The following is a 14,297-nucleotide window of genomic DNA, read 5'->3' as shown; positions in this document are numbered from 1 at the left end:
ATGAATCAAAAAATTAAAGGAGTTCTTATGAGTATTCTCAGTTATGCCCAAAAAATCGGGCAAGCCTTAATGGTACCGGTTGCCGTATTACCGGCAGCCGCTGTACTAATGGGGATCGGTTATTGGCTAGACCCGGACGGTTGGGGGGCGAATAGCCAACTTGCAGCCTTGCTCATCAAATCCGGGGCTGCCATCATCGACAACATGGGCTTATTATTTGCCGTGGGCGTGGCTTTCGGTTTATCCAAAGACAAACACGGCTCAGCCGCTCTTTCCGGTTTAGTGGGTTACTATGTCGTGACCACCCTACTCGCACCGGGTGGTGTAGCCCAATTACAACATATCGATCCAAGCCAAGTGCCTGCCGCTTTCGGTAAAATCAATAACCAATTTATCGGGATCTTAATCGGTGTGCTTTCTGCTGAACTTTACAACCGTTTCTATCAAGTAGAGTTGCCAAAAGCCCTGTCCTTCTTCAGCGGAAAACGTTTGGTCCCAATCGTGGTCTCTTTCGCCATGATTGCACTTTCTTTCATTCTGCTTTATGTATGGCCTTACATCTTCAACGCACTAGTGTCTTTCGGTGAATCCATCAAAGATTTAGGCGCTGTGGGTGCGGGTATTTACGGTTTCTTCAACCGTCTATTAATTCCGGTTGGCTTACACCACGCGTTAAACTCGGTATTCTGGTTTGACGTAGCAGGCATTAACGACATTCCTAACTTCTTAGGTGGTGCAAAATCCATCGCTGAAGGCACTGCTACGGTAGGCGTCACCGGTATGTACCAAGCCGGTTTCTTCCCGGTCATGATGTTCGGTTTACCGGGTGCGGCATTGGCGATTTACCAATGTGCAAAACCAAGCCAAAAAGTGAAAGTCGCTTCCATCATGTTGGCGGGCGCCTTTGCTTCCTTCTTCACCGGTATCACCGAACCGCTTGAATTCTCCTTCATGTTCGTGGCACCGATTCTTTATGTATTACACGCGCTATTAACCGGTATTTCCGTGTTTATCGCAGCAAGTATGCACTGGATTGCAGGCTTCGGCTTCAGCGCCGGTTTAGTGGATATGGTGTTGTCCTCACGCAACCCATTAGCCGTTGACTGGTACATGTTATTGGTACAAGGCTTAGTCTTCTTCACCATTTACTACGTTGTTTTCCGCTTTGCTATCCAAGCCTTCAACTTAAAAACTATCGGTCGTACCGAAGAATCTGAAGAGCCAAAAGAAGAAGCAAGCGAACACAATCACTCTCGTGAAGAAAGAGCGGTTAAATTTATCGACGCTTTAGGCGGTGCAGATAACTTTAAAACGATTGACGCTTGTATTACGCGTTTACGTTTAACTTTAGTGGATCGCAATAAGATCAACGAAGAACAATTAAAATCGCTCGGCTCTAAAGGCAACGTCAAACTGGGTAATGATGGTTTACAAGTCATTTTGGGAACAGAAGCGGAATTGGTTGCAGAAGCCATTAAGGCGAAAGTGAAATAGTGCAAATCATATTAAACAACGAACGTGTTTAAATTGATGTTGTAACACAATTTATCAGACGAGCGCTCTCTAAAAAAAATGGCACCCTTAACGGAAGGGTGCCAATCATATAAAGTTCCTAATAAATGCTTAGTCTTTTTGCGTATTATAAGCTTCTAATGCGCGTAAAGAATAGGTGTAAGCTGCACCTGCATTTAATGCGATAGACATCGCTAATGCGGCAGCCACTTCTTCTTCAGTTGCACCGGCTTTTACCGCTTCGGCAGCGTGTACACCGATACAGCTTTCGCAACGGGTGGTCACAGCTACGGCAAGGGCGATTAATTCACGGGTTTTCACATCTAAAACATTGCCTTCTGCTGCGGCTGCGCCTAGTGCACCGTAGGCTTGTAACATTTTCGGATGTTTTTTACCTAATTCGCCGAATGATTTTTTTACGTGGGCAACATCATTTTTCCAATCTGCAAACATGATTTTTCTCCTTAAGTTGGGTTGGAATCCATTTAAATTTCGCAACAAATTATAGGCAAATTCGTCTATCATACTTGTTCATTCGTCTTAACTTTTATGCGTAAAATCTCATTATGGACTGTTTAGATAAACTTATTCAGCTGGCACAGGTGAGCGGTGAAGTGAATATTCGCTGCCTGTTTCAAGGGCAGTGGCAAATTCAACCGAATATCGCCGAAAATCAATATGTGGGTGCATTTCACTTGATTGAGCAGGGCGAATGTTGGCTCACGCTAGATAAAAAACAAATTCATTTGCAAGCGGGCGATATCTTTTTTCTCCCGCAAAATCGACCGCACTTAATTGCCGGACAGGCACAGAATTTGTCGGAAAATAATGTGCCCCATGCCCAAGATAACCGCTCTACGTTGTTTAAAGTGTATAGCATTGGGCAGAATTCGGCAGATTTGAAAATGTTCTGCGGTTTGTTTTATTACAGCAAACCCTCCCTGCTTATTGATTCGTTGCCGGAATATTTGCATTTATCGCTTAATGACACCCCGGTGCAGCCGCTGATTCGCTTAATGCAACAGGAGGCGGATAATCATCAAAGCGGTGCAAAATCGCTGATGGATGCCTTAGTTACTGTGTTATTTATTTATATTTTACGCCACGGACTACAAGCCAATCTGCTTCATTGCGGATTATTTGCCGGGTTACAAGACAAGCGCTTAGGCAAGGTATTAGAGCAGTTATTTAATGCGCCGCAACAGGCGTGGAATATGGATGCTTTGGCAGCGTTGGCTGCGATGTCACGGGCGAATTTCATACGGGTATTTCAGCAAAAAATCGGTATGGCACCAGGCAAATTCTTAACGCAACTGCGTTTGCAAGAAGCAGCGTTATTGTTAAATAAAACACAAAAAAATATTTTGTCGGTGGCATTAGAGGTGGGCTATCAATCGGAAGCGCATTTTAGCAAAGCCTTTAAAGCACTGTATGGCATGACCCCAAGTCAATATCGAAAGGCCGAACAGGTTTAGGTGATATTGGCATTTTACGCTATAATGTATTCTATTGAGGCAACAGCGTGGTTGCCTTTTATTTTTAAGGAAAGAGGACATGTTAAATAAAATTTTTAGTTGGTTTGAGCATCGCTTGAATCCCTATCCCGACCAAGCGCCGAAAACACCGGATAAAGGGTTGTTCCGCTTTATTTGGTCGAGCATCGAAGGAATGAAAGGTTGGATTTTGCTGTTAGCGGTGCTGACGATCGGAAACGGCGTGATGGAAGCCATGTTGTTCCAATTTATGGGCTTATTGGTGGATTGGTTGGGGGCTTATACCCCAGCAACCTTATGGCAGGAAAAAGGCCATTTACTCATGGGGATGGGCGGCTTGTTGGTCTTTAGCATTATGTGGTTATTTTTAGCCTCTGCAGTGCGTTTACAAACCTTACAAGGCGTGTTCCCGATGCGTTTGCGCTGGAATTTCCATCGCCTGATGTTGGGACAAAGTTTAAGTTTTTACCAAGACGAATTTGCCGGACGGGTGTCTGCCAAAGTTATGCAGACAGCTTTAGCGGTGCGCGATACGGTGCTGACCATCGCCGATATGTTGGTTTATGTGGTGGTGTATTTTGTGACCTCAGGCTTGGTGTTGGCCTCATTAGATAGTTGGTTCCTTGTGCCTTTCTTCGTTTGGATTGTGCTGTTTATCACCATTTTGCGTTTGTTAATTCCCCGTCTTGCCAAAACTGCTGAACGTCAGGCAGATGCCCGTTCATTAATGACAGGACGAATCACCGATGCCTATTCCAATATTGCTACGGTGAAACTCTTTTCCCATGGTGATCGAGAAGCAAGTTATGCTAAACGTTCTATGGAAGAATTTATGGTCACGGTGCACGCCCAAATGCGTTTGGCGACATCGTTAGATAGCTTAACTTACATCAATAATGTCGTGCTGATTCTAAGTACCGCGATCATTGGTGTACTACTATGGCAACAAGGGCTGGTCGGTGTCGGCGCCATTGCCACGTCCACCGCAATGGCGTTGCGTGTTCATGGCTTGTCCCGTTGGATTATGTGGGAATCGGCACGCTTGTTTGAAAATATCGGTACGGTAAATGACGGTATGAATACGCTGACTAAGCCGCAGACTATTTTGGATAAGCCGAATTGCCTGCCATTAAAAGTGACGCAGGGTGAGATTAAATTCAATGACCTGAGCTTTGCCTATGATCCGGCAAAACCTTTATTGAGCCATTTTAATTTAACCATTAAACCGGGTGAAAAAGTGGGCTTAATCGGGCGTTCCGGCGCGGGTAAATCTACCATTGTGAATTTATTATTACGTTTCTATGAGGCCCAGCATGGCTCCATTACCATTGATGGACAAAACGTGTTAGATGTCAGCCAAGAAAGCCTGCGTAGTCAAATTGGCTTAGTGACGCAAGATACGTCGTTATTGCACCGTTCCGTGCGTGATAACATCGTGTACGGCAGACCAAGTGCCACCGAGCAGGAAATGTTTGATGCGGCGGCGCGTGCAGAAGCGGCGGATTTTATTCCGTTTTTAAGCGATGCGCAGGGACGCAAAGGTTATGATGCGCACGTTGGTGAGCGTGGCGTGAAACTCTCCGGTGGGCAACGTCAACGTATCGCCATTGCCCGCGTGATGCTAAAAGATGCGCCGATTTTGTTATTGGACGAAGCCACCAGTGCGCTGGATTCCGAAGTGGAAGCGGCAATCCAAGAAAGTTTGGATAAAATGATGGAAAATAAAACGGTCATCGCCATCGCGCACCGTTTATCTACGATTGCCGCGATGGATCGTCTGATTGTGTTGGATCACGGACAAATCGTAGAGCAAGGTACCCATGCCGAATTACTCGCACAAAACGGTCTTTATGCCAAATTATGGCAGCACCAAAGCGGCGGCTTCCTGAGTGGGCATACGGATTAAAAACATTTAAAAAAATGACCGCACTTTAAAAACAAAATACCGAGCATGATGGCTCGGTATTTTATTGCACAAATGATTATTAACATTAACCTCAATGTATAATTCGTGATTTCGTTTGTAGCGTGCATCTTGATGCACGACCAAATTACGCAAGGAACGTTATTTAACGCTTTCGGGCATTCATGATTTCGTGCAACAAGTTGCACGCTACGGTTCTATACCAAATTATGACAGCACCAAAGTGGTGGCTTCTTGAGTGGGCATACAGATTAAAAACATTTAAAAAAGCGACCGCACTTTAAAAACAAAATACCGAGTATGATGGCTCGGTATTTTATTGCACAAATGATTAACATTAAACTCGATGTATAATTCATGATTTCGTTCGTAGCGTGCATCTTGATGCACGACCAAATTACGTACGGAACGTTATTTAACGCTTTCTGGCATTCATGATTTCATGCAACAAGTTGCACGCTACGGTTCTATGCCAAATTATGGCAGCACCAAAGTGGTGGTTTTTTGAGTGAACATACGGATTAAAAACATTTAAAAAAGCGACCGCACTTTAAAAACAAAATACCGAGTATGATGGCTCGGTATTTTGTTTTGTATTAATCAATGCCTAATACTTTACGGCCGTTGATACTGGCAATATTCACCATGGCGTCTAAATCCGGGAAACGACAACCGGCAGCCAATAAGCTCAACTCCTGCCACATATCCCCTTCGCACAACGGCACCATGTAGTCACAAATATTATCCGTACCAATCGCCACCGTAATGCCTTCCGGAATCATTTCATCGGCCGGTGTTAACGCATTGTGGAACGGCATGAGTTCTTCTTTACGATTACTGTCAATCCATGCCATCGGGCAAGCAATCATCATCATTTGTGCTTGGCGCATTTTTTCATAGAGGCGATAACGATAGTCTTTGGAATGCGATCCAATGGAGATGCCGTGAATAGCAACCACGCGTCCTTGCATACCGTGTTCAATGGTTTTGTCACACAGTTGCTCCGTTTCAATTTCTGTCGGTGAATTAAATTGATCCACGTGAACATGACACATAATGCCGCGTGATTTGGCGGTATCCAATAAAATATCCATGGCTTCCAAACCACGTCCATAATCCAACTCATCACGGTATGGTAAGCCGCCAATCATATCCACCATCTCGGAACCGATGTCAAACCATTTACGTGCCGTTGGCTCAATCACGCCTTTTAAGGTTTGGTTAGCAAATTTCAATACGATGTCATGCTTATAGACTTCACGAGCCTTGTGGGCGGCGATAATCGCTCGGTCTTCACACACCGGGTCAATGTCCACAAACGTACCGAAAGCCGTCACTCCTTGGGAAATCATCAATTCAATTGATTGACAAAAACGGGCATAGTAGTCATCCACCGAAGAGGTACGCTTCACCTCATCCACCAAATCCCATTTTTGTTGTAAATTACAGCTTTGATAAATACCGATTTTTTCCGGTGTCATGGTAAAGGCACGATCCGCATGCGCATGCGCATTCACCCAGCCGCCTTTTTTAATAATCTCATCTCGAATATAAGTTTTAAAACTACGAACGTGACTTTTCGTCATAGTGACTCCATAAGTAAATTTAAAGGATAGGCAGGGAGCAAATAGAAAAAAATCCTCATAAAAGAGGATTTCGTATTAATTGAAAATAGGCAGGCGTTCAATGACAATGCATTGAAATAACAGATAATGTTATAAAAAATTCGCAGATTTTTAATTAATAACATCGTATTTGTCCTAATGAAATTGCGCGCTAGTATAAAACCCGGCGGCACAAAAATATAATTGATTCTGGCTATTAGTTAGGCACATTTTTAATCATTTCTCTAAAAATGATCGATCTTGATTAAACACTTCCAAGAACAAGCCTAATGGCGGTCTCTCCGATGAAATCTTCTGATAAGTGCGGTCATATTTTTGATAGTTTCCGCGCGTATCAATATGATATTGCGTGCCGTCCGGCTGAATAATCACATTCCAACGATAATTGGAGACTAAGACCCAATCCGTTGCCTGTTTCAAATCGAATAAATCACGCCCTTGCGCATAATCCCTGATCGGATTTTTCACGTTGAAAACGTGTTTCATCAATGCCGGCAATAAATCCACATGGGCAGTTAATTTGGTGATTTTTGTTGCCGGCAAACTCTGCCAGTGCACAATCATTGGCACCTGCACTTCATCACGAGAGAAATCATTGATTTCTTCTTTTTCTGTCAATGTGTTGAAACGATACCCATGCTCTGCAGTAATCACCACAATCGTGTTCGGCAAATCTAATTCCGGCAAGAGTTGCCCGAAGAGTTCGTCTAGTTTAGCAAGCTGTTGCTGATACTTATCTTGCGTCAAATTGGGTTCAATATTTAAACTCAAATAACCCCAAAATGGTTTTTCCTGTTTTTTAGCGGAATCCAACCAACGTTTAAAGGACTGCACCGCAGCTTGGTTGCTATTATCACCGCTTAATTTCGCTTTCGGATAAATCGCACGACGGAAAACCGCATTATCAAATTTATTCGCAGAAAATAAGCCTTGTACGTATTGTTGTTGTGCAAAACGTTCAACCAAAACGGAAGGGGTTTTATTGCTGAGCAGGCTGTCTGTATAGCTCGCGTTCAATCCGTAAAATAACCCGGTTAAGCCGGCATTGTTATTATTGCCGCTACTGTAATGGTTGGTAAATTGCGTTGAATGTTGTGCAAACGCCTCCAAATTCGGCATAGTTTCCATATCAACGGCATCATAACGTAAGCCGGAAACCGTAATCAGCAGCACATTGGTCTTTTCTTGCGGTGCCTCAAAAAGCAATGGGTTTCTCGGGTAGTTAATCGCTAATGCATCTAAACGCCCTTCTTGTTCTAAGCGTTGGGAATATTCTTGCTTATTGATAAAGCCATGTTTTTCCAAGAAAGAGCGCGCCGTCATCGGATAAGACAGCGGGAAATTGGAACGCTGCATCGTAATCGGACGATATAAATAAGCGTCCGCCCACGCATAAATCAGATGGGTGGCAATGAAAGTGCAAACAAAAAAGACACCAACACCTCTTAACCATTTTTGTCGCTCCAAACTACGCAACTTTTGCCAAGACCAGCGGGAAAACAACATTTGCACTAATAAAATCAACGGCATCGGCGTAAAGAACAGTTGCCAGTTGCGTGACAATTCACCGTTTTCCGGGTTCACCAACAAATTCCAAACAAGGGAAGACAAATGCAGGTTAAACCGCACAAAAACTTCTGTATCAACTAATAATAACGTGTTACCAATCGTAGCAAGAATGACTGTGAGTCCGCGAAAAGTGCGGTGGTTTTTCACGATAAAACTGAGGGGGAAGATCACCAACAAATAAAAGGCGAATACAATGAAACTAAAATGCCCTAATAAGCTGATGAAAAAGTAAATTTTGCCAAAGAGCGTATCCGGCCAGTCAATAATAAACGCATAGCGGGCACCGATAAAAATCGCCCAAAGAATATTAAAAAAAGCAAACCAGTGCCCCCACGAAATCTTTTGTGAGGTTTCTTCACGATATTGTCTGCTGTTGAATTTCCACATTGCCAATTATTTCGCTGTGTTAATGGAATTGAGTAGTGCCTCAGAAAAGGCTTGTGCCAGCACCTTTTGCTGTTGTTTCCCCAAGCTGCCGGTGAGCAAATTGGTGGTCATATTGCCTAAAACAATTAAGGATAAATCCAATGGCGCTTGGTGTTTTTCAAGCACTGCGATCATGTCGTTTAAAATTGCATCTATTTGTTTATCTTGATATTTTGATTGAATTGCCATGTTTGATTAGCCAATTAATGTAAAGCGTTACGTATATTAACCGATAATTGGGCTAATCCTAACATATTTTGTTAGTTCTGTTAAAAAGTGCGGTTATAATAGCAGGCGTTTTTTAAGGTGATTTTATGAGCATTACAGTTAAACAAATTATTCTTCATCAAATTATCAAGGCGGAACCGGAAGGCGACAATCTGCCACCATTAAGCTGTGTTCTGCGTGAACAATTATTAACCATCACCCCTGAAGTAGAGCAAATGATGTTGCAATTACATCAGGGTTATCAAAATAAAGCCAAAGCATACGGCGTGTTTCAAGAATCTTCGATGTTTGCCCAATGCCTTAACCGATTGTTGGAAAATGAACTGGATTTTCTGCCATTCAGCCATGAAGCAACTCATTTATTGCTTGCCGAATTGGGGAAATATCACTTTGCCGACAGCGGTACGTTAGTGTTATGCCAATATAATTTCTTGGCGACCGATTACTTATTTATTGCGCTGTTGGACAGTCGTGTCAGTATGTTAGTCAACGATCAACTGGAAATTCAACGCACGGAATATTTGGATATTACCCAATTTGACATTGCTGCTCGCATTAATTTGACGGATTTACAACTCAATGCCAATTCCAATCGTTATCTCACCTTTATTAAAGGGCGCGTAGGACGCAAGATCGCCGATTTTTTTATGGATTTCTTAGGCGCAGAAGAAGGGCTCAATCCACAAGTACAAAACCAATGCTTATTACAAGCGGTGAGTGATTACTGCGTACAAGGCGAACTCAATTCAGAACAAACCCAAGCCGTGAAAAAGCAGGTGTTTGAATACTGTAAAGATCAAATAAATAGCGGTGAGGAAATTACGTTGACGGAACTTTCCGATACGTTACCAACACTCAATCAGCAACCTTTTGTTGCATTCGCACAAGAACAAAACTATGGATTGGAAGACAGTATTCCACCAATTCGCACCGCACTTAAATCGTTAACCAAATTTTCCGGTTCTGGCAAAGGCATCACCATCAGTTTTGATGCGGAATTGCTAAATCAACGCATTCTTTGGGATGAAACTACCGATACGTTGACGATTAAAGGATTGCCGCCAAACTTGCGGGATCAATTACAACGCCGGCTAAAAGAAGAGAATTAATTTGGCAATTAATTAAACTTTCGGTATCATCATTTTTCATTATTTACAGAGGATAAAAGGCAAAAATGCAATTCAAATTTATTGTCACCACATTAATTTTTGCATTGAGCGTGACCGCTTGTTCCAGAATCAACAAAGTGGTCTATCGTATTGATGTGCCACAAGGCAATTACTTACAAGCCTCCAGCGTAGCACAACTCAAAACCGGTATGACAACTCAACAAGTTCAATATTTACTAGGCACGCCGGTGTTGGTTGATCCATACAGTAGCAATACTTGGTACTATGTTTTCTTACAACAAAAAGCCTACGAAACGCCGGAGCAACATACGTTAGTGGTTAATTTCGATCAAAAAGGCACCGTGAGCCACTTTGATTTAGATAAACCATTACCGAATGAAGAGCAAGCAGCCCCAAATAACACGATTATTAATGCGCCTGAAGCGCCGAAAAAACGTTGGTGGCAATTCGGCAAAAAATAATTCGCAATAAACCATGAATCAGGGGATTGTTATGGCAAAAATTTTACTTGTTGATGACGATGCAGAATTAACGGATCTTTTATCGCAATTATTAGAATTGGAAGGGTTTGAAGTTAATGTCGTACGCAACGGTAGAGAGGCGCTAACAGCACTTGATAGAACCTACGACTTAGTATTACTCGATGTCATGATGCCTGTTCTAAACGGCATCGAAACCCTACAACAAATCAGAAAAAACTTTTCGACGCCGGTGATTATGCTAACCGCGCGTGGCGATGAAATTGATCGCATAGTAGGACTAGAACTTGGTGCGGATGATTATCTTCCTAAGCCTTTTAATGATCGAGAGTTGATCGCACGAATTAAAGCGATCTTAAGACGCGTCGATCAAGCCAATAAAATGGCGACACAGACTGATGTTGAGAAAATTGAATTTGCCGGTATTACGTTATATCCGGGAAGACAACAAGTGCTCGCCGGTGATCAGGATTTAGAGCTCACCGGAACCGAGTTTGCCTTGCTGCTCCACTTGATTAAAAATCCCGGTATTATTGTGCCTAAAGAAGTCTTAAGCGTTGAAGTGCTTGGAAAAAAACTGGCTTCATTTGACCGCTCAATTGACATGCATATGTCTAATTTACGCAAAAAATTACCTCCCCGTTCAGATGGCTTACAATGGATGAAGACCTTAAGGGGGCGTGGGTATTTATTAATCACTGAAAAACAATAAATCCTCTAGGGCTATATTGATATAGCCTTTTTTCATTTTAAAATTATGCAAAAGCAAAAGTTTACATTTAATTCTCTGACTATCCGGATCTTTCTCTTTTTCTGGCTGACTTTATTTATCTTGTTACTTTTCATTTTTCTTCTTCCCTATTTTGATGCACATGTTTATTCCAATTTAAAAGAAAATGAAATTCATCGATATGAGAATAAAATTGAATCCGCCATTCAGCATGATCAATTTTCAAAATTACTCAATGGCGATATTATCTTTCCGGCTGAATTTTTTAGTGATCACCCGATATTAGTCTCTCATAGCGGTCAACTTCTAGGAATGTTACCGGAGGAAGAAAAAGCCATTAGACAATTCATGTTCAGTAACCCTGTTCAAGTAAAACCGTTAAAGCGGATTTATGGCAATTCCCAAATCGTAGGCCCTTTTCCGATTAAACTAAGCGAACAAGACGCAATGTATCAATGCTTTTTTATTAATCGAATCAGTGCACAAAAAGAAATCCTCACTTATGTTTTCGAACGTCCTATTTTTCTGATTATTTTAGTCATTCTGATTTCCTCGCCTCTATTGTGGTGGCTTTCACAAAGTATTGGCGGACCGATACGCAATTTACAACAAGCCGCAAATGCTGTTGCAATGGGATATTTAACCATCGATAAAAACTTAGAGAAGAAAGGGCTACTGGAATTACGTCAAGTTGGGCAAAGTTTTAATCGAATGACACAATCATTGGAAGACGTTTTAAATAACCAGCGCACATTACTTTCCTCGATCTCACATGAATTACGAACGCCATTAACGCGCTTACAGCTTGCAACTGCTTTATTGAGAAGACGATTAGGCGAAAATGAAAATATCCAGCGTATTGATACGGAAGCCCAACGCTTAGATAAAATGATCAATGACTTATTACAATTATCAAGACAACAACTCAATAGCCATTTAGGCAGAGAAATTTTTGAAATCGCTGCTTTATGGGAAGGCATACTAGAAGATGCAGAGTTTGAAGCCGAACAGAAAAAAATTCTATTTCTTAGCAATCTCTATATTTTCCATCCGGAGAATTATCGCATCAACGGCAATCTCGAACTCCTTCAAAGTGCGGTCGAAAATGTGATTAGAAATGCCTTAAAGTACACTTCTTCTAAGATTGTGATTCATTTCTATATTGAAAACCACGAATTAGTGATTCTCACAGAAGATGATGGCGCCGGATTACCCGCAGAAGAATACGAGAAAATTTTCAAACCCTTTTATCGAGTAGATGAAGCAAGAACACGAACCACCGGCGGAACCGGTTTAGGGTTATCCATTGTTGCACATACCATTAAAAGTCATCATGGACGTGTTCGGGCAAATCGAAGTCGGTTAGGTGGACTGACCGTCACCTTAAGTATTCCTCTTTGGCTCGGCGAAGTAAATTCTGCTACGACAAATAACAAAACCCAATCTGACGCTTAATTGACAACGGGCATCGGATTGGGTTAAGTATCTTCAGGATAAATCAATTTAGACGAAACAATACGGCTTATTGAAATGATGAAGTCAATGCTTTTAAGTAAGATTTAAACTCATTACCCAGTTTATTGTGATGTAAGCCATATTCTACGAATGCTTTCATATACCCAATTTTATCGCCACAATCATAGGAAATACCGGTCATATGGAACGCTTCCACCGTTTCTTTTTCAATTAACATATCAATCGCATCAGTTAACTGAATTTCATCACCAACACCAATCGGTGTTCTTTCCAATAAATCCCAAATGGCAGCGGAGAACACATAACGCCCCACGACCGCTAAGTTAGATGGCGCATCATCAACACTCGGTTTTTCCACAATGCTATTAATTTTCGCACTTTCACCCGGCGGAATTTCAACGCCACCGCAGTCGGCAATACCGTAGCTACTTACGGCTTCCGGTGCAACAGGGCTGACCATAATTTGGCTAGCTTTCGTTTGATTGAAGCGTTTTAACATAACTGCTAAATTTTCTTTTTTCTGATTCGCTGAAAATTCCGCCAATAACACATCCGGTAAGATCACCGCAAAAGACTCATCACCGACTAACGGACGACCACATAATACCGCATGCCCCAAGCCTTTTGCATTCCCTTGGCGAACATGCATAATGGTGACATCTTTTGGTACAATAGAACGAACTTCTTCTAAGAGCTGGCGTTTTACCCGTTTTTCTAACATGGTTTCCAACTCGAAAGAGGTATCAAAATGGTTTTCTATAGCATTTTTAGAAGAGTGGGTAACCAATACAATTTCTTTAATACCTGCAGCAACACATTCATTAACAACATACTGAATAAGTGGTTTATCCACCAGCGTTAACATTTCCTTTGGAATTGCCTTTGTTGCAGGCAACATACGTGTGCCTAAGCCGGCCACAGGAATAATTGCTTTCATATTTATTTTCCTTAATATAAAAAGACCGCACCTTTCCACTTCAAAAAAGTGCGGTAAGTTTTTTATGAATTTCTACTGGTGAAATAAAGCGTATCTTTCGTTTGCAAGTTGAGGTTAATTTACCTTATGAAAGTAATACTTCTAAACTACGATTAACGCATGACGCTTCACGCATTTAAGTCCGATATACTCAGTCGGATTGTTGTTTTATAGTCAGTTTAATACCGCCATTGTTTTTTCAAAATGATGTAGCAAAATAGACTTCCTCTGTCCCCGTTTCACCAAAATCAATTACATTAACACCGGAATTCAATAATCCATTTGTCACCGTATTTTTTAGTTCTTCGCTCGTTAAACGAACATCACCGGCAACGACAATAATTTTGAGCCTAAAAAACCACCCACATACACGACCTATACGATAAACAATATCCTATGAAGTTCACTTGAACAAACATAGACGCCGCAAGCTCTTGGCAAGTCAATTGACTTATCACCGACTGACTTCAACTACCCATAAAATAAAAATTACGATACTTTGTTTTCATCCTTAGTTTGATGAATACGCTGGTAAATTTCTTCTCTATGAACAGAAACATCCTTCGGGGCTTGCACGCCAATTTTTACTTGGTTGCCTCGTATATTAAGAATCGTGATAGAAACATCATCGCCGATGAGCAAGCTCTCGCCAACTTTACGGGTTAAGATCAGCATATAAACTCCTCACCTTTTATAGTTTATTTCCAACTTCCCTATTTTGCTTCCAAC

Annotated in this window: 13 protein-coding genes and 1 pseudogene; 7 read left to right on the top strand and 7 right to left on the bottom strand. The window is 41.8% G+C overall.

Features of this window, described 5'->3' with window-relative positions:
• Nucleotides 1-27: 27 nt before the first annotated feature.
• Complete coding sequence (gene nagE / locus QZ106_RS09600; protein ID WP_295976608.1) at nucleotides 28-1,494, top strand: N-acetylglucosamine-specific PTS transporter subunit IIBC; 1,467 nt, start codon at nucleotides 28-30, stop codon at nucleotides 1,492-1,494.
• Between the two features lie 129 nt (nucleotides 1,495-1,623).
• Here nagE and QZ106_RS09595 read toward each other — a convergent pair whose 3' ends face one another.
• Entirely contained in the window at nucleotides 1,624-1,965 is a 342-nt protein-coding gene (locus tag QZ106_RS09595) for a carboxymuconolactone decarboxylase family protein (protein ID WP_033002463.1), read from the bottom strand.
• Between the two features lie 113 nt (nucleotides 1,966-2,078).
• Between QZ106_RS09595 and QZ106_RS09590 the strand changes: the two genes are divergently transcribed.
• Nucleotides 2,079-2,987 carry an AraC family transcriptional regulator gene (locus QZ106_RS09590; protein WP_295976607.1) on the top strand — a complete coding sequence of 303 codons (909 nt, stop codon included), beginning with the start codon at nucleotides 2,079-2,081 and terminating at the stop codon, nucleotides 2,985-2,987.
• A 79-nt stretch (nucleotides 2,988-3,066) separates the two neighbouring features.
• Entirely contained in the window at nucleotides 3,067-4,911 is a 1,845-nt protein-coding gene (locus QZ106_RS09585; RefSeq protein ID WP_295976606.1) for an ABC transporter ATP-binding protein, read from the top strand.
• 614 nt (nucleotides 4,912-5,525) lie between these two features.
• On the opposite strand, the gene QZ106_RS09580 is transcribed toward QZ106_RS09585, so the two are convergent.
• The 3 genes from QZ106_RS09580 to QZ106_RS09570 form a co-directional block, all read right to left on the bottom strand.
• Nucleotides 5,526-6,515 (bottom strand): amidohydrolase family protein, encoded by a 990-nt coding sequence (locus tag QZ106_RS09580; RefSeq protein WP_290521519.1) that lies wholly within the window; start codon nucleotides 6,513-6,515, stop codon nucleotides 5,526-5,528.
• A 255-nt stretch (nucleotides 6,516-6,770) separates the two neighbouring features.
• Nucleotides 6,771-8,510 (bottom strand): DUF3413 domain-containing protein, encoded by a 1,740-nt coding sequence (locus QZ106_RS09575; protein WP_295976605.1) that lies wholly within the window; start codon nucleotides 8,508-8,510, stop codon nucleotides 6,771-6,773.
• A 6-nt stretch (nucleotides 8,511-8,516) separates the two neighbouring features.
• A complete protein-coding gene (locus tag QZ106_RS09570) occupies nucleotides 8,517-8,738 on the bottom strand; it encodes a YejL family protein (protein ID WP_021615186.1) in 222 nt (73 codons plus the stop codon).
• Between the two features lie 125 nt (nucleotides 8,739-8,863).
• Between QZ106_RS09570 and yejK the strand changes: the two genes are divergently transcribed.
• The 4 genes from yejK to cpxA all read left to right on the top strand — a co-directional run bounded on the left by yejK (nucleotide 8,864) and on the right by cpxA (nucleotide 12,571).
• Nucleotides 8,864-9,886, top strand: coding sequence for a nucleoid-associated protein YejK (yejK, locus tag QZ106_RS09565; protein WP_295976604.1), 1,023 nt, complete (start codon nucleotides 8,864-8,866; stop codon nucleotides 9,884-9,886).
• A gap of 65 nt (nucleotides 9,887-9,951) precedes the next feature.
• On the top strand, nucleotides 9,952-10,368 hold the full coding sequence (bamE, locus tag QZ106_RS09560; protein ID WP_295976603.1) for an outer membrane protein assembly factor BamE: 417 nt from the start codon (nucleotides 9,952-9,954) through the stop codon (nucleotides 10,366-10,368).
• A 31-nt stretch (nucleotides 10,369-10,399) separates the two neighbouring features.
• The gene (locus QZ106_RS09555) at nucleotides 10,400-11,098 is read left to right on the top strand and encodes a response regulator (RefSeq protein ID WP_209363288.1); all 699 of its coding nucleotides are present in this window, start codon (nucleotides 10,400-10,402) and stop codon (nucleotides 11,096-11,098) included.
• 45 nt (nucleotides 11,099-11,143) lie between these two features.
• Nucleotides 11,144-12,571, top strand: coding sequence for an envelope stress sensor histidine kinase CpxA (cpxA, locus tag QZ106_RS09550; protein WP_295976602.1), 1,428 nt, complete (start codon nucleotides 11,144-11,146; stop codon nucleotides 12,569-12,571).
• A 67-nt stretch (nucleotides 12,572-12,638) separates the two neighbouring features.
• On the opposite strand, the gene galU is transcribed toward cpxA, so the two are convergent.
• From galU to csrA, 3 genes and pseudogenes are all read right to left on the bottom strand, one after another.
• Complete coding sequence (gene galU / locus QZ106_RS09545) at nucleotides 12,639-13,529, bottom strand: UTP--glucose-1-phosphate uridylyltransferase GalU (protein ID WP_295976601.1); 891 nt, start codon at nucleotides 13,527-13,529, stop codon at nucleotides 12,639-12,641.
• A gap of 165 nt (nucleotides 13,530-13,694) precedes the next feature.
• A pseudogene (locus QZ106_RS09540) lies at nucleotides 13,695-13,968 on the bottom strand (phosphomannomutase CpsG); the annotation flags it as partial.
• Between the two features lie 89 nt (nucleotides 13,969-14,057).
• Complete coding sequence (gene csrA / locus QZ106_RS09535; RefSeq protein WP_021615192.1) at nucleotides 14,058-14,243, bottom strand: carbon storage regulator CsrA; 186 nt, start codon at nucleotides 14,241-14,243, stop codon at nucleotides 14,058-14,060.
• Nucleotides 14,244-14,297 lie beyond the last annotated feature (54 nt).

Origin of the sequence: uncultured Aggregatibacter sp., assembly GCF_901873365.1 — a bacterium.
GTDB lineage: Bacteria > Pseudomonadota > Gammaproteobacteria > Enterobacterales > Pasteurellaceae > Aggregatibacter.
This window is presented reverse-complemented; position numbering and strand designations above follow the sequence as displayed.